Source organism: Streptomyces sp. NPDC032721 (assembly GCF_055579625.1).
The window spans coordinates 134,945-150,456 of sequence record NZ_JBVIMX010000011.1 but is presented as its reverse complement, the minus strand read 5'-3'; the positions used below and the strand labels follow the sequence as shown (position 1 = coordinate 150,456).

The 15,512-nt window shown below is 72.3% G+C and carries 15 protein-coding genes; 8 read left to right on the top strand and 7 right to left on the bottom strand.

Annotated elements, in window-relative coordinates:
* Window positions 1-24 precede the first annotated feature (24 nt).
* The 4 genes from ACZ5PB_RS23730 to ACZ5PB_RS23715 form a co-directional block, all read right to left on the bottom strand.
* The gene (locus tag ACZ5PB_RS23730; protein WP_468693725.1) at window positions 25-1,203 is read right to left on the bottom strand and encodes a GGDEF domain-containing protein; all 1,179 of its coding nucleotides are present in this window, start codon (window positions 1,201-1,203) and stop codon (window positions 25-27) included.
* 83 nt (window positions 1,204-1,286) lie between these two features.
* Window positions 1,287-2,093 carry an enoyl-CoA hydratase-related protein gene (locus ACZ5PB_RS23725; RefSeq protein WP_468693724.1) on the bottom strand — a complete coding sequence of 269 codons (807 nt, stop codon included), beginning with the start codon at window positions 2,091-2,093 and terminating at the stop codon, window positions 1,287-1,289.
* Window positions 2,094-2,240: 147 nt separating this feature from the next.
* Window positions 2,241-3,434, bottom strand: coding sequence for an adenylate/guanylate cyclase domain-containing protein (locus ACZ5PB_RS23720; RefSeq protein ID WP_468693723.1), 1,194 nt, complete (start codon window positions 3,432-3,434; stop codon window positions 2,241-2,243).
* Window positions 3,435-3,594: 160 nt separating this feature from the next.
* Window positions 3,595-4,500: a biotin--[acetyl-CoA-carboxylase] ligase gene (locus tag ACZ5PB_RS23715; protein WP_468693722.1), complete on the bottom strand. Its 906-nt coding sequence runs from the start codon at window positions 4,498-4,500 to the stop codon at window positions 3,595-3,597.
* Window positions 4,501-4,649: 149 nt separating this feature from the next.
* On the opposite strand from ACZ5PB_RS23715, the gene ACZ5PB_RS23710 reads away from it, so the two are divergent.
* The 4 genes from ACZ5PB_RS23710 to ACZ5PB_RS23695 all read left to right on the top strand — a co-directional run bounded on the left by ACZ5PB_RS23710 (window position 4,650) and on the right by ACZ5PB_RS23695 (window position 7,390).
* Window positions 4,650-6,242 (top strand): acyl-CoA carboxylase subunit beta, encoded by a 1,593-nt coding sequence (locus tag ACZ5PB_RS23710; RefSeq protein ID WP_468693721.1) that lies wholly within the window; start codon window positions 4,650-4,652, stop codon window positions 6,240-6,242.
* A gap of 16 nt (window positions 6,243-6,258) precedes the next feature.
* Window positions 6,259-6,492 carry an acyl-CoA carboxylase epsilon subunit gene (locus tag ACZ5PB_RS23705; RefSeq protein ID WP_468693720.1) on the top strand — a complete coding sequence of 78 codons (234 nt, stop codon included), beginning with the start codon at window positions 6,259-6,261 and terminating at the stop codon, window positions 6,490-6,492.
* A 117-nt stretch (window positions 6,493-6,609) separates the two neighbouring features.
* A complete protein-coding gene (gene mmpB / locus ACZ5PB_RS23700; protein ID WP_453326256.1) occupies window positions 6,610-6,738 on the top strand; it encodes a morphogenic membrane protein MmpB in 129 nt (42 codons plus the stop codon).
* Window positions 6,739-6,784: 46 nt separating this feature from the next.
* Window positions 6,785-7,390, top strand: a complete 606-nt coding sequence (locus ACZ5PB_RS23695) for a Maf family protein (RefSeq protein WP_468693719.1) — start codon at window positions 6,785-6,787, stop codon at window positions 7,388-7,390.
* A 3-nt stretch (window positions 7,391-7,393) separates the two neighbouring features.
* Here the strand turns inward: ACZ5PB_RS23695 and ACZ5PB_RS23690 are convergent, their stop codons facing one another.
* On the bottom strand, window positions 7,394-7,858 hold the full coding sequence (locus tag ACZ5PB_RS23690) for a hypothetical protein (RefSeq protein ID WP_468693718.1): 465 nt from the start codon (window positions 7,856-7,858) through the stop codon (window positions 7,394-7,396).
* Between the two features lie 482 nt (window positions 7,859-8,340).
* Between ACZ5PB_RS23690 and ACZ5PB_RS23685 the strand changes: the two genes are divergently transcribed.
* Both ACZ5PB_RS23685 and ACZ5PB_RS23680 read left to right on the top strand, forming a co-directional pair.
* Window positions 8,341-10,095, top strand: coding sequence for an acetyl/propionyl/methylcrotonyl-CoA carboxylase subunit alpha (locus ACZ5PB_RS23685; protein WP_468693884.1), 1,755 nt, complete (start codon window positions 8,341-8,343; stop codon window positions 10,093-10,095).
* Between the two features lie 347 nt (window positions 10,096-10,442).
* Window positions 10,443-11,009, top strand: a complete 567-nt coding sequence (locus ACZ5PB_RS23680; RefSeq protein ID WP_468693717.1) for a TetR/AcrR family transcriptional regulator — start codon at window positions 10,443-10,445, stop codon at window positions 11,007-11,009.
* Window positions 11,010-11,057: 48 nt separating this feature from the next.
* Here the strand turns inward: ACZ5PB_RS23680 and ACZ5PB_RS23675 are convergent, their stop codons facing one another.
* Window positions 11,058-12,038, bottom strand: a complete 981-nt coding sequence (locus tag ACZ5PB_RS23675; RefSeq protein ID WP_468693716.1) for a DeoR/GlpR family DNA-binding transcription regulator — start codon at window positions 12,036-12,038, stop codon at window positions 11,058-11,060.
* A 148-nt stretch (window positions 12,039-12,186) separates the two neighbouring features.
* Window positions 12,187-13,626, bottom strand: a complete 1,440-nt coding sequence (locus tag ACZ5PB_RS23670) for an NAD(P)H-quinone dehydrogenase (protein ID WP_468693715.1) — start codon at window positions 13,624-13,626, stop codon at window positions 12,187-12,189.
* 276 nt (window positions 13,627-13,902) lie between these two features.
* Here ACZ5PB_RS23670 and ACZ5PB_RS23665 point away from each other — a divergent pair, with 276 nt between their 5' ends.
* Window positions 13,903-14,340: a gamma-glutamylcyclotransferase family protein gene (locus tag ACZ5PB_RS23665; protein ID WP_266659360.1), complete on the top strand. Its 438-nt coding sequence runs from the start codon at window positions 13,903-13,905 to the stop codon at window positions 14,338-14,340.
* A gap of 245 nt (window positions 14,341-14,585) precedes the next feature.
* On the top strand, window positions 14,586-15,395 hold the full coding sequence (locus tag ACZ5PB_RS23660) for a purine-nucleoside phosphorylase (RefSeq protein WP_468693714.1): 810 nt from the start codon (window positions 14,586-14,588) through the stop codon (window positions 15,393-15,395).
* The last annotated feature ends 117 nt before the right edge of the window (window positions 15,396-15,512 follow it).

Genomic DNA, 15,512 nt, shown 5'->3' with positions numbered 1-15,512 from the left:
ACCTTTCCGGCCCCTCCCGCCCCCTCAGTTCCGCGGCCCCCGCCCCGCCCCCCTGAACCGCCTCCGCTCCCCCGTCACGCTCTTGCCCCCCGACTCCGCCAGCGGCAGCACCGCCCCGTCCCGGCCCGCCACCACCGGCTTGCGCGAGCGGGCCGCCTTCGCGCGGTACTGGGCCGCGTCCGCCAGGCGGAACAGCCGGCGTGCGGAGGTGACCTCGCCGATCGGGTCGCCCGTCGAGGCGACGCCGCACGCGACCCCGTCCCCGTACTCCAACTCCAGGGCCCGCAGGCACAGTTCGTCCGCCACGGCGACCACTTCATCGGCGCCGGGGCCCACCGAGAGCAGGCAGAACTCGTCGCCGCCGAGCCGGGCGGACAGGGTGCCGGGGAGCATCGCCCCGCAGAGCGAGAGCACCCCACCGAAACGTTCCAGCAGACGGTCGCCGGTCGCATGGCCGAGGGTGTCGTTGACCCGCTTGAGCCCGTTCACGTCGCAGACGACCAGGCTGACCACCGCGCCGCCCACCCGGTGCGCCTCCAGTGCCTCGTCGAGGCGTATGTCGACGGCGCGCCGGTTGGCCAGGCCGGTCAGCGGGTCGGTAAAGGCCAGTTTCCGTACCTCCTCCAGGCGTTCGGTCTGGACGATCCCGGCCGCGATCACCGACGCCAGTACGGTCGCGAAGTCCGCGTCCGCCCGCCCGAACACCGTCTCCCCGGGCCGCCGGGCGACGTACAGCTCGCCCCACGCCCGCCCGTGCAGCACGATCGGCGCGACCACGCAGCAGCCCCGGCCCCGGCGGCGCAGTGCGGCCACGCGCTGGTGGCAGTAGCCCTCCGGGCCGCCCGCGACCACCGATGCGCAGGACGACCCCTCGCCCGGCTCGCTCGCCGTCTCCACCCAGGCGTTGGGCTCGCCGCCGCCCACCCAGCGCTCGTGCAGGAACTCGGTGATCTCGGGGAACTGGTGGACGGGGTACGTCTCGTCGTCCGGGAACTCCTCCTCGCCGGGCGCCCGCTCCCCCTCGTTGACCAGGACCCGCAGTCGGCCCGCCTCGCGCTCCCAGACCGAGAGCGCCGCGAAGCTGCCGCCGAGGGCGTCCCGCGCCCCCAGTGCCGCTGCCCGCCAGCTCTCGCGCGGGGTGTGCGCGGCCGCCATCGCCTGTGCCAGCGCGACCACGGCCCGCACCCGTACGTCCTCACCCATTCGTACAGGTTAGGCCGGTTCTGTACGTTCTCCCTGCCGGGGCGGCGGCAACCTCACCCGGGCGCCTCACCCCCGGGGCGTGCTCATTCCCCCGGCCAGGCGGGCTTCCGCTTCTCGTTGAAGGCCGCCACGCCTTCCGCCCGGTCACCGGAGAACGCCACCGAACGCCACGCCGCGTCCTCGACCTCAAGCCCGGCCCGCAGGTCGAGCCCCTGCCCCAGCCGCAGCGCCTTCTTCGCGGCACGCAGCCCCACGGGCGAGTTCGCGGCGATGCGGGCGGCCAGGGCGAGGGCCTCCTCGCGGGCGTCGTCCGACTCGGCCAGGAAGTCGACCATGCCCAGCCGCGCCGCCTCGGCCGCCTCCACCCGGCGTGCGCTGAACACCAGCTCCGCCGCCCGCGCCGCCCCGACCCTGCGCGGCAGCAGCTGCGTACCGCCGCCGCCCGGGATGACGCCGACGGACACCTCGGGGAGGCCGACCACGGCGGTCGAGTCGGCCACGATCACGTCGCAGGCGAGCGCCAGTTCGTAACCGCCGCCGAGGGCGAAGCCGTGGACGGCGGCGACGGTCGGCATGGGGAGGTCGAGGACCCCGGTGTACGCGGCGCGGGCCGTCGGCCGCTGGCGGACCAGCTCGGCGTCGGTGAAGGAGTTGCGCTCCTTGAGGTCGGCGCCGACGCAGAAGGCGCGGTCGTTCGAGGAGGTGAGGACGGTGGTGCGGACGGCGGGGTCGGCGGCGAGGGCGTCACAGGCGGCGGCGATGGCGGCGGCCATGGCGCTGGACACCGCGTTCATCGCCTTGGGCCGGTCCAGGACCAGCTCGGCGACGTGGCCGCCGTCGCCGTGCCGCCGTACCGCCACGAATTCCCCGAAGCGCTGCTCGTCGCCCATGCCCGTACCCCTGTCGCGTATCGCGTGTCACGTGTCGCCGGTTAACGATCGTTCTTTTCCGGTGTCCGGGCGATCTTAGGCAGGGGCGTACGGGCTCAGGAAGGGCTGTCGTACTCCTGGCTCAGGAAGGGCTGCCGGGCTCCTGGCTCAGGAAGGGCTGCCGGGCTCCGGGTCCGGCTTGGCGCGCCGGTTCAGCATCCACGGCTCCACTATTCCGAGTCCGCGCACCGGGCGCTGCCACATCGGCTGGAGGCCGAAGCGGTAGGTGGGGGCCTCGGTGCCCTCCTGTGCCGCCTTCTCCGCCTCGGTCGCGGCCTCGGCCTCCGAAACGGGTGCGTCACCGGTGCGGGAGAGCTCCTCGGCGAGTGCGCCGTCGACCAGGACGGTGTCCTTGGGCGCTATCGAGGTGAGGCGGCTGGCCAGGTTCACCGTCGTACCGAAGACGTCGCCCATCCGGGTCGTGACGGTGCCGAAGGCGATGCCGACGCGCAGGGCGGGCATGGTCTGGTCGTGCGAGAGCGTCTCGATGAGGCGCAGCGCGATCTCGGCCGCCGTACCGGCGTCGTCGGCGCAGTAGAGGACCTCGTCGCCGAGGGTCTTGATGAGCCGGCCGCCGTGCGCGGCGACGAGGTCGGCACAGGTGGTCTCGAAGGCCTCGACCAGCTCGCCGAGCTCCTCCTCCTCCAGGCGGCGGGTGAGCCGGGTGAATCCGACGAGGTCGGCGAAGCCCACGGCGAGGCGCCGGTCGACCATCTCGTCGTCGTCGGCGGCCTGTACGACGCGCCCGGTGGCGGCGGCGAGCTGCCTGCGCCACACGTAGACGAGGAACTCCTCCAGCTCCGGGAGCAGCAGCTCCACCAGCGGATAGGTGACCTCGGTACGGGTCATGCCGGGCTCGGGCGGTTCGGTGAGCCCCTCCAGGAAGCTGTCGATCTGCCATTCCGCCAGCCGGGCGGTGGTCTGCCCGGTGGACCGGGCCACCTGTACGGCCATCGGCTCGCTGAGCAGCCCCGCCTCGACGAGTCCGGCGAGGCGGCGCAGGGCGAGGACGTCGGCCTCGGTGAGCGCCTTGGCCTGGCCGATGTCGGGGAATCCCATGGCCCGCCAGAACCGGGAGGCCAGATCCATCGAGACGCCTGCGGTACGGGCCGCCTGGAAGGCGGTGTAGCGGCGCTCGGCCCCGAGGATGAGCTGTTCGAGGCGGATGGCCAGGGGGTCGTCGGAGGGTTCGGCGGTGTGGTCGACCTCGTGGAACACGGGGCCCTTGGCGGGCTCCGGGGTCGCCGGAGTAGTGGGGTGGGGGTCCGAGTCCCCGTCGGACGTGGTGTCCTCGACGGTCACCTGCCGCCTCCTGCCCGTTCCCTGCGCACTGCCTTACCGCCGCCTGTCGATCTGTCGCCCGACCCGCTCGGGGCGGGTCGCGTCAACGATACGGCAGATGTGCCGTGGCTCACTCCTGGCCCACCCGGCCGCTTCTCACCGGCGGCCACCACCCGGATCGCTACACCCCCGGCCGCAGGTGCACGATGTCGCCCGCGCCCACCGGCCGCTGGACGCCCTCCGCCGTTCCCAGCACCAGCCGCCCGTCCCCGTCGATGGCCACCGCCTCCCCGGTCAGCGCGTGGCCGCCGGGCAGTTCCGCGCGGACCATCCGGCCCAGCGTCGAGCAGCCGACCGCGTACGCCTCCTGGAGGCGGCTGCCCGCCGGGTCGCCGCCCGCGGTGCGCCAGTCGCCGTACCACTCCTCCAGGGACCTCAGCACGGCCCGCAGCAGCGGGTCGCGGTCCACCGTCGTGGCGCCCGCCAGTGCCAGCGAGGCGGCCGTGGGCACCGGCAGTTCCCCGGCGCCCAGCGACACGTTGAGGCCGACGCCGACGACGACGCCGGGACCCACCCGCTCAGCGAGGATGCCGCCCGCCTTGCGCTCCTCGCCGTCCACGGTGACCAGCAGGTCGTTCGGCCACTTCAGTGCCGTGTCCACGCCCGCCGCCCGCGACAGGGCGGTGGCCACCGCCACGCCGGTGAGCAGCGGCAGCCAGCCCCACCGCTCGACGGGCACCGCGTCGCCCGGCTCCAGGTAGACGGAGAAGAAGAGCCCGGAGCGGGCGGGGGCCGACCAGGTGCGGTCCAGTCGGCCGCGGCCCTTGGTCTGCTCCTCGGCGACCAGCACGGCGCCCTCCGTCAGTTCCCCGGCCCGCCCGGCCAGATCGCTGTTGGTGGAGCCGGTCGACGGCACGACGTCGAGCGAGGTCCACAGCCCGCCCTCGCGCACCAGCGCCCGCCGCAGCCCCGCCGCGTTCAGCGGCGGCCGGGCGAGGTCGCTCCAGGGGTTGGCCCGCGGGAGGCCGGAGGGGAGGTCCGAGGAGTGGTCCGGCGTGTGGTCCGAAGCATCAGAAGGAGGCGTCATGCAAGGCAGCCTAGGTGTGGCAAACGACGCACTGCCGACCGGCGGTACCGCCATTACGCTACGGACCAGTAGCCGTCCGTACCGTCTCCCTGCCCAGCCGTGCACCGGGCACCGAGGCGTACGCAGCCGAAGCAGGGAGCCGCACCCTCGTGTCCGAAGCCGCAGAGCCCGCAGAGTTCGACATCCACACCACCGCAGGGAAGATCGCGGATCTCGGTCGCCGCATCGAAGAGGCCACGCACGCGGGTTCCGAGCGCGCGGTCGAGAAGCAGCACGCCAAGGGCAAGCTGACGGCCCGTGAGCGGATCGAACTCCTCATGGACGAGGGTTCGTTCGTGGAGCTGGACGAGTTCGCCCGGCACCGCTCCACCAACTTCGGCATCGAGAAGAACCGCCCGTACGGGGACGGCGTCGTCACCGGTTACGGCACCGTCGACGGCCGCCCGGTCTGCGTGTACTCGCAGGACTTCACCATCTTCGGCGGCTCGCTCGGCGAGGTGTACGGCGAGAAGATCGTCAAGGTCATGGACTTCGCGCTGAAGACCGGCTGCCCGGTCGTCGGCATCAACGACGGTGGCGGCGCCCGCATCCAGGAGGGTGTCGTCGCGCTCGGCCTGTTCGCGGAGATCTTCCGGCGCAACGTCCACGCCTCCGGCGTCGTACCGCAGATCTCGCTGATCGTCGGCCCGTGCGCGGGCGGCGCGGTCTACTCCCCGGCCATCACCGACTTCACGGTCATGGTCGACCAGACCTCGCACATGTTCATCACCGGGCCCGACGTCATCAAGACCGTCACGGGTGAGGACGTCGGCTTCGAGGACCTGGGCGGCGCGCGCACCCACAACACCACCTCCGGTGTCGCGCACCACATGGCGGGCGACGAGAAGGACGCCATCGAGTACGTCAAGTCGCTGCTGTCCTACCTCCCTTCGAACAACCTCAGCGAGGCCCCGGCCTTCCCGGAGGAAGCCGATCTGGAGACCACGGACGAGGACCGGGCGCTCGACACCCTCATCCCGGACAGCGCCAACCAGCCGTACGACATGCACACGGCCATCGAGCACGTCCTGGACGAGGGCGAGTTCCTGGAGACCCAGGCCCTGTTCGCGCCGAACATCCTCACCGGCTTCGGCCGCGTCGAGGGCCACCCGGTGGGCATCGTCGCCAACCAGCCGATGCAGTTCGCGGGCTGTCTGGACATCAACGCGAGTGAGAAGGCCGCGCGCTTCGTGCGCACCTGCGACGCCTTCAACGTGCCCGTCCTCACCTTCGTGGACGTCCCCGGCTTCCTGCCGGGCGTCGACCAGGAGTACGGCGGCATCATCCGGCGCGGCGCCAAGCTGATCTACGCGTACGCCGAGGCGACCGTCCCGCTCATCACCGTCATCACCCGCAAGGCCTTCGGCGGCGCGTACGACGTCATGGGCTCCAAGCACCTGGGCGCGGACCTCAACCTGGCCTGGCCGACCGCCCAGATCGCCGTCATGGGCGCCCAGGGCGCGGTCAACATCCTGCACCGCCGCACCATCGCGGCGGCCGAGGACCCGGAGGCGAAGCGCGCCGAACTGATCGCGGACTACGAGGACACCCTCCTCAACCCGTACGTGGCCGCCGAGCGCGGTTACGTCGACGCGGTGATCATGCCCTCGGACACCCGCGCCCACGTCGTCCGCGGCCTGCGCCAGCTGCGCACCAAGCGCGAGTCCCTGCCGCCGAAGAAGCACGGCAACATCCCGCTCTAGAAAGGGAGTCGACGCCATGACGGACGTGACCGGAGGGTTCGACATGATCAAGGTGGTCCGGGGCAATCCGACCCCGGAGGAGCTGGCCGCCGCACTGGCGGTGGTCCAGGCCCGCGCCGCTGCCTCGGGCAGCGCGGCGCCCGGCCCCGCCGCTCCCCGCCCGGCCTGGTCGGACCCGTCCCGGGTGGCCGCCCACCGGCTGCCGCAGCCGGGGCCGACCGCGTGGGGCCGTACGTACTGGCCCTCCTGAGCCCGGCCCTGCTGAGCCCGGCCCTCCTGGGCGGGCCTTGAATTAGTCATTCCGCACGGTGGCGCCTGAGTACACGTACTCAGGCGCCACCGGCGTCCCGGCAGCACTATCGAAGGCATGCTGTGGTCCGACCCCAAGAATGAGCCGCCCAAGGAGCTCCGCGACATGCAGGCGATGCTGCGCCGCGCGGGGCTGGTGCTGGCGTTGGCGATGGTGGTGGCGATGTTCGTGGCGGGGGTGCGCTGAGGCGGGCCCGGTCCGGGGGGCTTCGCGCACTGGCTAGCCTTGTTCCATGACTTCTTCGCGCCGCCTCGTGCTCGGTTCCGCCTCCCCCGCCCGGCTGGGCCTGCTGCGGCAGGCGGGGCTCGCGCCCGAGGTGATCGTCAGTGGCGTCGACGAGGACGCGCTGAGCGCCCCGACGCCGGGCGAGCTGGCCCTCGTACTGGCGACGGCGAAGGCGGACGTGGTGGCCGCGCTCCCGGAGGCGGCCGGCGCCCTGGTCATCGGCTGCGACTCCGTACTGGAACTGGACGGGCAGGCCCTCGGCAAGCCGGACGACGCGGAGGACGCGACGGCCCGCTGGAAGGCGATGCGCGGGCGCTCGGGGGTCCTCCAGACCGGTCACTGCGTCATCGACACGGCGACGGGCCGGCGCGCGTCCGCGACCGCTTCGACGACCGTGCACTTCGCCGAGCCGTCGGACGCCGAGATCGCGGCGTACGTGGCGAGCGGCGAACCCCTCCACGTGGCGGGGGCGTTCACCCTGGACGGCCGCTCGGCCCCCTTCGTACGCGGCATCGAGGGCGACCCGGGCAACGTCATCGGGCTGTCGCTCCCGCTGCTGCGCACCCTGCTCGCGGAGCTGGACGTGCGGATCACGGACCTCTGGGCGTCGTAGGGATCACGCGGTGGCGGGCGACCCGTTCCCCGGCGGGACGGCCTTCCCGTCCGCCGACGGGTCGTGCAGGCGGTCGTCCTGGCGCCCGTACAGCATCAGGCTCAGTACGAGCAGACCGAGCACGGTCATCATGTACGCGAACGCCCACCAGCTCACCAGGCCGACCGCCGCCGCGCCCAGCACCCCGTGGATCACGGCCGCCACGACGAGCAGGATGCGGCCGACGCGGCCCGGGGCGCGGTCGGTGATCGCGGCCCTGATCAGGAAGAACGCGCAGGCGGCGAGGTAGAGGCCACAGACGGCGCCGAGGGCGAAGGTGGCGTCCGAGACCTTGTCGGGGTCGGAGCCCGCGAGCGACATGGACTGGTTCGCGACGACCTTGCCGAGCACGATGTTGACGAAGACGACCGCGACGGCCTCCACGATCAGCACGCCCCCGGTCACCACGGCTATCGGCCTGCGGACCATCCGCCCCACCTGTCTTTCCGGTGTTACCCGTCGTCACGTATGGCTGCATCGCGCAGGCTACTAACGGGTAATGGCTTCAACAAGGGGTTGGGCGCGGCTGGTGACGCGCTCGTGCCCCGCTCTCGTCCGGGCAAAGAAAGCCTTGGCCACTCGTAGGGATCCCACAAAGAATCCCCCCGCCCCGCTGGCCGCCCGGACAGAGACCTTGACCACATCACGGCACTACTGTGCGAGGTGGCAACCCGTCGTACCGTGGTGCGACAAGGGTTTTCACGACTGGAGCGACCTCGGGTTCACCCTGTGTGTGGGCAAGCTCACCCCTGGGGGCCGCTCGTGCGGTCGTGTCGGCAGTCCCTAAACTCAGCATGTTTCAGCGAAGCCTTTCGGCACGATGATCCGCCGAGCTCCCTGGCTCGGGTGAATCCGGCCGGGGGACCGGGGTTCGACCCCCGGGACACAGACACAGCATGGAGGGAGCCATCGTGCGCAAGGTGCTCATCGCCAACCGAGGCGAGATCGCTGTCCGCGTCGCCCGCGCTTGCAGCGACGCCGGTATCGCGAGCGTCGCCGTGTACGCCGATCCGGACCGGGACGCTCTGCACGTCCGCGTGGCCGACGAGGCGTTCGCCCTGGGCGGTGACACTCCGGCCGCCAGTTACCTGGACATGGCCAAGGTGCTCCAGGCGGCCAAGGACTCGGGTGCGGACGCGATCCACCCCGGCTACGGATTCCTGTCGGAGAACGCCGAGTTCGCGCAGGCCGTGCTCGACGCGGGGCTGACCTGGATCGGCCCGCCGCCGCAGGCCATCCGCGACCTGGGCGACAAGGTGGCGGCCCGGCACATCGCGCAGCGCGCCGGCGCCCCGCTCGTCGCGGGCACCCCCGACCCGGTCTCGGGCTCGGACGAGGTCGTCGCCTTCGCGAAGGAGCACGGCCTGCCCATCGCGATCAAGGCCGCCTTCGGTGGCGGCGGTCGCGGTCTGAAGGTCGCCCGCACCCTCGAAGAGGTCCCGGAGCTCTACGACTCGGCGGTCCGCGAGGCCGTCGCCGCCTTCGGGCGCGGCGAGTGCTTCGTCGAGCGCTACCTCGACAAGCCGCGGCACGTCGAGACCCAGTGCCTGGCCGACCAGCACGGCAACGTGGTCGTCGTCTCCACCCGTGACTGCTCGCTCCAGCGCCGCCACCAGAAGCTGGTGGAGGAGGCCCCGGCCCCCTTCCTCTCCGAAGCCCAGAACGCGGAGCTGTACGCCTCCTCGAAGGCGATCCTCAAGGAGGCCGGCTACGTCGGCGCCGGCACGGTCGAGTTCCTGGTCGGCGCGGACGGCACGATCTCCTTCCTGGAGGTCAACACCCGCCTCCAGGTGGAGCACCCGGTCACCGAAGAGGTCACCGGCATCGACCTGGTCCGCGAGATGTTCCGCATCGCCGACGGCGAGGAGCTGGGCTACGACGACCCGGCGGTACGCGGCCACAGCTTCGAGTTCCGCATCAACGGCGAGGACCCGGGCCGGGGCTTCCTGCCCGCCCCCGGTACGGTCACCCTCTTCGCCCCGCCGACCGGCCCCGGTGTCCGGCTGGACGCGGGCGTCGAGTCCGGCTCGGTCATCGGCCCGGCGTGGGACTCCCTCCTCGCCAAGCTGATCGTCACCGGCGCCACCCGCGAGCAGGCCCTCCAGCGGGCCGCCCGCGCACTGGCCGAGTTCAACGTGGAGGGCATGGCCACCGCCATCCCCTTCCACCGTGCGGTGGTCGCTGACCCGGCCTTCACGGCGGACCCCTTCCGGGTGCACACCCGTTGGATCGAGACCGAGTTCGTCAACGAGATCCCCCCGTTCACCGTCCCCGGTGCCGAGGGCGACGAGGACGAGTCCGGCCGCGAGACGATCGTCGTCGAGGTCGGCGGCAAGCGCCTTGAGGTCTCCCTCCCGTCCTCCCTCGGCATGACGCTGGCCCGCACCGGCCTGGCCGCCGGTGCCAAGCCGAAGCGGCGCGCCGCGAAGAAGGCCGGCTCGGCCGCCTCGGGCGACACCCTCGCCTCGCCCATGCAGGGCACGATCGTGAAGGTCGCGGTCGAGGAGGGCCAGCAGGTCAACGAGGGCGACCTGATCGTGGTCCTGGAGGCCATGAAGATGGAACAGCCCCTGAACGCCCACCGCGCGGGCACGGTAAAGGGCCTGACGGCAGAGGTAGGCGGCTCGGTAACCTCCGGCGCCCAAATCTGCGAAATCAAGGACTGACCAAGTCCCCTCCGGCCCCGCCACCCCTCCGGGCGGCGGGGCCGTCCCGTTGCCGAGCCCCCTCGGGCGGCGGAGCCGCCCCTACCCCCGCCGAGCCCCCTTGGGCGGCGAAGCCGCCTGTACGCCCCCGCCCCCTTGGGCGGCGGGGCCGCCCCCCGGGGGCGGGACGGGCGGGCAAGGGGGCGGCCCCCGACGGAGTCGCACCCCTCGCCCCCGCCCCACCTCCGCCAGGGCCCGCACCCCCACCCCGCCCCACCCATGACACCCCCACCCACCCCCAATGGCATGCTGGGGTAATGGCGACCACCAGTCCCCCCACCCCCCGCGCCGTCCCCACCCCCCGCCCCATGCGCGCAGACGCCCGCCGCAATTACGAGAAGCTCCTCGCCGAGGCCCGTACCGCCTTCGGAGAGCACGGCACCGACGCCTCACTGGAGGAGGTCGCCCGCCGCGCAGGCGTCGGAATCGGCACCCTGTACCGCCACTTCCCCACCCGCCACGCACTGCTGAGCGCGGTGTTCCAGGAAGCGGTGGACGAACTGCTCTCCCGCGCGGAGGAGTTGGCCCAGGACCCCGCCCCGTGCGAGGCACTGGTCACCTGGCTGCGCGCCATCATCACTCATGCGGGTGAGTACCGGGGACTGGCCCGGGCCCTGATGGTGGCCTCCGCCTGCCCCGACGGCGGCACCGGCGAGGGCGCGGCGATGGCCGCGTGCAGCATCCCGATGCGCGAGGCGGGCACAGCCCTGCTCGTACGCGCACAGGAGGCCGGCGCCGTGAGCCCCGACGTCCCGATCCGGGACCTCATGCAGCTCACCAACGCCATCGCACTGGCCGCCGAACAGTCGCCCGACGACCCGGAGTTGGCGGACCGCCTGCTCTCCCTGGCCGTACGGGGACTGCGCCCGCGCTAAACCGAAGAATCACCGGCGGCGGCACCAAGCACCAAGCACCAACAAGCCCTACCGACGCCGCATATCGGCCACCCTGGCCCGCTCCGCGGGCGACTGCTGGTCGGCCAGGGCCGCCGCACTGCGCAGCTGTGCCCCGGGCCCACCCGGGTGGGTCCTGCGCTGCCCCGGCAACGGCATGTCCCGACGCGGCTGCTGACGCCCCGGCGGGACACCGTCACCCACGGAGCCGGCCCCGGACGCTCCGGGCCCCGTCCCCGCGACCGCGATCTGTACGCCCTGGTCGGCCAGCGCCTGCAACTCCGTCGCCGCCCGCTCGTCATGAGCCGGCGGCTCGTCGGTGACGAGGCGGGTGATGACGTCGGTCGGCACGGTCTGGAACATGGTGTCGGTGCCCAGCTTGGTGTGGTCGGCGAGGACCACCACCTCCGCCGCGGCCTGCACCAGCGCCCGGTCCACGCTCGCGGAGAGCATGTTGGACGTGGAGAGCCCGCGCTCGGCGGTCAGCCCGCTCCCGGACAGGAAGGCACGGGACACCCGCAGCCCCTGGAGGGACTGCTCGGCACCGCTTCCCACCAGCGCGTAGTTGGAACCCCTGAGCGTTCCACCGGTCATGACGACTTCGACGCGGTTGGCGTGCGCCAACGCCTGAGCGACCAGGAGGGAGTTGGTCACGACGGTCAGCCCGGGGATCCGGGCCAGCCGTCTCGCCAGCTCCTGAGTGGTCGTACCGGCGCCGACGACGATGGCCTCCCCCTCCTCGACGAGCCCTGCGGCGAGGTCGGCGATGGCCGTCTTCTCCGCGGTCGCGAGGTGGGATTTCTGCGGAAAGCCGGATTCACGGGTGAACCCGCCCGGCAGTACCGCACCGCCGTGCCGACGGTCGAGGAGTCCTTCTGCCTCCAGCGCCCGCACGTCCCGCCGTACGGTCACTTCGGAGGTCTGGACGACGCGGGCGAGCTCCCGGAGCGATACCGCCCCGTTGGCCCGCACCATTTCGAGGATCAATTGACGACGTTCTGCAGCGAACACGAAACTGACAGTAACCTGACCGGCCGATAGTTTTCAGCAGTTTGCGCCGAATAACAGAAGTTGGTCGCAAACCGCTCTCAGAAGTGGTATATGACCTCCGGCCGAGGCGAGTTCCAGCCCCGGCCGGTCAACATCCCCACCCGTACGGTCAGTTGTCGCCCGACGTCTTGCGGGTGTGCAGCTGGCGGGCCACCTCGGCGATCGAACCCGACAGGGACGGGTACACGGTGAACGCCTTCGCGATCTGTTCGACGGTCAGGCTGTTGTCGACGGCGATCGAGATGGGGTGGATGAGTTCGCTCGCCCGGGGGGCGACGACCACGCCGCCGACGACGATCCCGGTGCCCGGGCGGCAGAACAGCTTCACGAAGCCGTCCCGGATGCCCTGCATCTTGGCGCGCGGGTTGCGCAGCAGCGGGAGCTTGACGCCGCGGGCGTCGATCCGGCCCGCGTCGACGTCCGCCTGGGTGTAACCGACAGTGGCGATCTCGGGGTCGGTGAAGACGTTGGAGGAGACCGTCTTGAGGTCCAGCGGGGCGACCGCGTCACCGAGGAAGTGGTACATGGCGATACGTCCCTGCATCGCCGCGACCGAGGCGAGGGCGAAGACGCCCGTCACGTCGCCGGCCGCGTACACGCCGGGCGCGGAGGTGCGGGACACCCGGTCGGTCCAGATGTGACCGCTGTCCTTGACCTTGACCCCGGCCTCCTCCAGGCCCATGCCCGCGGAGTTGGGGATGGCACCGACCGCCATCAGGCAGTGCGAGCCGGAGATGACGCGGCCGTCGGCGAGGGTGACCTCGACGCGGTCGCCGACGCGCTTGGCGGACTGGGCGCGGGAGCGGGCCATCACGTTCATGCCGCGGCGCCGGAAGACGTCCTCCAGCACGGCGGCGGCGTCCGGGTCCTCGCCCGGCAGCACCCGGTCGCGCGACGAGACGAGCGTGACGCGCGAGCCGAGCGCCTGGTAGGCGCCCGCGAACTCGGCACCCGTCACACCGGAACCGACCACGATGAGCTCCTCGGGGAGCTCGTCGAGGTCGTAGACCTGCGTCCAGTTGAGGATGCGCTCGCCGTCCGGCTGCGCGTCCGGGATCTCGCGGGGGTGGCCGCCGGTCGCGATGAGCACGGCGTCGGCGGTCAGCCGCTCCTCCGTACCGTCGGCCGCGGTCACGACGACGGTCCGCGAACCGTCGTTGGCCTGCTGGCCCTCCAGCCGGCCACGGCCGCGTACGACCCGGGCGCCGGCCCGCGTCACGGAGGCGGTGATGTCGTGCGACTGGGCGAGCGCGAGGCGCTTGACCCGTCGGTTGACCTTGCCGAGGTCCACGCCCACGACACGCGCGGACTGCTCCTCGGGCGGGGTGTCGTCGGCGACGAGGATGCCGAGTTCCTCGTACGAGGAGTCGAAGGTCGTCATCACCTCGGCCGTGGCGATCAGGGTCTTGGACGGTACGCAGTCGGTCAGCACCGACGCCCCGCCGAGTCCGTCGCAGTCGACCACGGTCACTTCTGCGCCGAGCTGGGCGCCCACCAGGGCCGCCTCGTACCCGCCGGGTCCGCCGCCGATGATCACGATCCGGGTCACGAAAAGTCCGCCTCGCGTTCGTTTGGTGCTCAAATTCGCTGGGTTCCGCCGCACCACAACATCCGCCCGGTCCGTCTGCCGCCCCGGCCGGGGAGCCGGGGGATCGCCCCGGAGGAGTGCAGTACGTACTTCATTGTCCCGCACGCGGACCCGGGCTTCGCCCCGGGGCCCTCCATACGGGAACCCGGACGGGACGGCGGTCGTTGTTCCTGGGTTCCGGGCACGGGATCACCGGCGTTCCTACGGGAGCGGCGCCCCTCCCGTACCCTCGGACGCATGTCGCTCTACGCCGCGTACGCCGGCAACCTCGACGCGCGGCTGATGTCCCGCCGCGCACCGCACTCGCCGCTGCGCGGCACGGGATGGCTCAACGACTGGAGGCTCACCTTCGGCGGCGAGCAGATGGGCTGGGAGGGCTCGCTCGCCACGGTGGTCGAGGCGCCGCGCTCCCAGGTCTTCGTGGCGCTCTACGACATCGCCCCCATGGACGAGGACTCCATGGACCGGTGGGAGGGCGTGGGCCTCGACATCTACCGCCGCATGCGGGTGCGCGTGCACACGCTGGACGGGGAGGAGGCGACCTGGATGTACGTACTCAACGGCTACGAGGGCGGCCTGCCCTCCGCCCGCTACCTGGGCGAGATCGCCGACGCCGCAGAATCCGCCGGCGCCCCCCACGACTACGTAATGGAACTCCGCAAACGCCCCTGCTGACCCCGCCCCCTCAGGCGGCGGGGCCGCCCACGTTGCCCCGCCCCCTTGGGCGGCGGGGCCGCCCCCCGGGGGCGGAACGGGCGGGCAAGGGGGCGGCCCCCGACGGAGTCGCACCCCTCGCCCCGGCCCCACCTCCGCCCCACCCACCCCCACCACCCCTTCGTCACTTCCTCCAACGCAACAATCACGTTGCCGTCCGCCGTGACATCTACGCGCGTAGGGCCGGACCGGCTACCCTCTTCCGCGTGAACGCATCTGTAATTACGGACCCCCAAGCCGCCGCCGACGCCGCGGCCACGCGCCTGCGTGAGCTCACCGGCGCCGAGACCCACGACGTCGCCCTCGTGATGGGCTCCGGCTGGGCGCCCGCCGTGGATGCCCTCGGCGAGCCGGAGAGCGAATTCCTCGTCACCGAGCTCCCCGGCTTCCCCCCGGCGGCCGTCGTCGGACACGGCGGCAAGATCCGCTCGTACAAGATCGGCGACAAGCGCGCGCTGGTCTTCCTCGGGCGTACCCACTTCTACGAGGGCCGCGGTGTCGCCGCCGTCGCGCACGGCGTGCGCACCGCCGTCGCCGCCGGCTGCAAGACCATCATCCTGACCAACGGCTGCGGCGGTCTGCGCGAGGGCATGCGCCCCGGCCAGCCCGTCCTGATCAGCGACCACCTGAACCTGACGGCCACCTCGCCGATCATCGGCGCGAACTTCGTCGACCTCACCGACCTCTACTCGCCGCGTCTGCGCGCACTGTGCAAGGAGGTGGACGAGACCCTGGAGGAGGGCGTCTACGTCCAGTTCCCCGGCCCGCACTACGAGACCCCGGCCGAGATCAACATGGTGCGCGTGATGGGCGGCGACCTGGTCGGCATGTCCACCGTGCTCGAAGCCATCGCCGCACGTGAGGCGGGTGCCGAGGTGCTCGGCATCTCCCTGGTCACCAACCTCGCCGCCGGTCTGTCCGGCGAGCCGCTGAACCACGAGGAGGTGCTCCAGGCGGGGCGCGACTCGGCGGCCCGGATGGGCTCGCTGCTGGCGCGCGTGCTGGAGCGCATCTGACCGAGGCATCGGGGGCGGGCGCGGGTAGACGGCCCCAGAGGGCCGCTGCCCCGCCCGCCCTCCTTCGTTCCCCGGCACCCCCTCCACCCGCCCCCGCCCCACCCGTCCTCTCTCCCC

Coding starts and splice junctions, on each gene's coding strand:
- ACZ5PB_RS23730 (WP_468693725.1), bottom strand. CDS start 1,203: ATGGGTGAGGACGTACGGGTGCGGGCCGTGGTCGCGCTGGCACAGGCG.
- ACZ5PB_RS23725 (WP_468693724.1), bottom strand. CDS start 2,093: ATGGGCGACGAGCAGCGCTTCGGGGAATTCGTGGCGGTACGGCGGCAC.
- ACZ5PB_RS23715 (WP_468693722.1), bottom strand. CDS start 4,500: ATGACGCCTCCTTCTGATGCTTCGGACCACACGCCGGACCACTCCTCG.
- ACZ5PB_RS23705 (WP_468693720.1), top strand. CDS start 6,259: ATGACGGACGTGACCGGAGGGTTCGACATGATCAAGGTGGTCCGGGGC.
- mmpB (WP_453326256.1), top strand. CDS start 6,610: ATGCTGTGGTCCGACCCCAAGAATGAGCCGCCCAAGGAGCTCCGCGAC.
- ACZ5PB_RS23695 (WP_468693719.1), top strand. CDS start 6,785: ATGACTTCTTCGCGCCGCCTCGTGCTCGGTTCCGCCTCCCCCGCCCGG.
- ACZ5PB_RS23690 (WP_468693718.1), bottom strand. CDS start 7,858: ATGGTCCGCAGGCCGATAGCCGTGGTGACCGGGGGCGTGCTGATCGTG.
- ACZ5PB_RS23680 (WP_468693717.1), top strand. CDS start 10,443: ATGCGCGCAGACGCCCGCCGCAATTACGAGAAGCTCCTCGCCGAGGCC.
- ACZ5PB_RS23665 (WP_266659360.1), top strand. CDS start 13,903: ATGTCGCTCTACGCCGCGTACGCCGGCAACCTCGACGCGCGGCTGATG.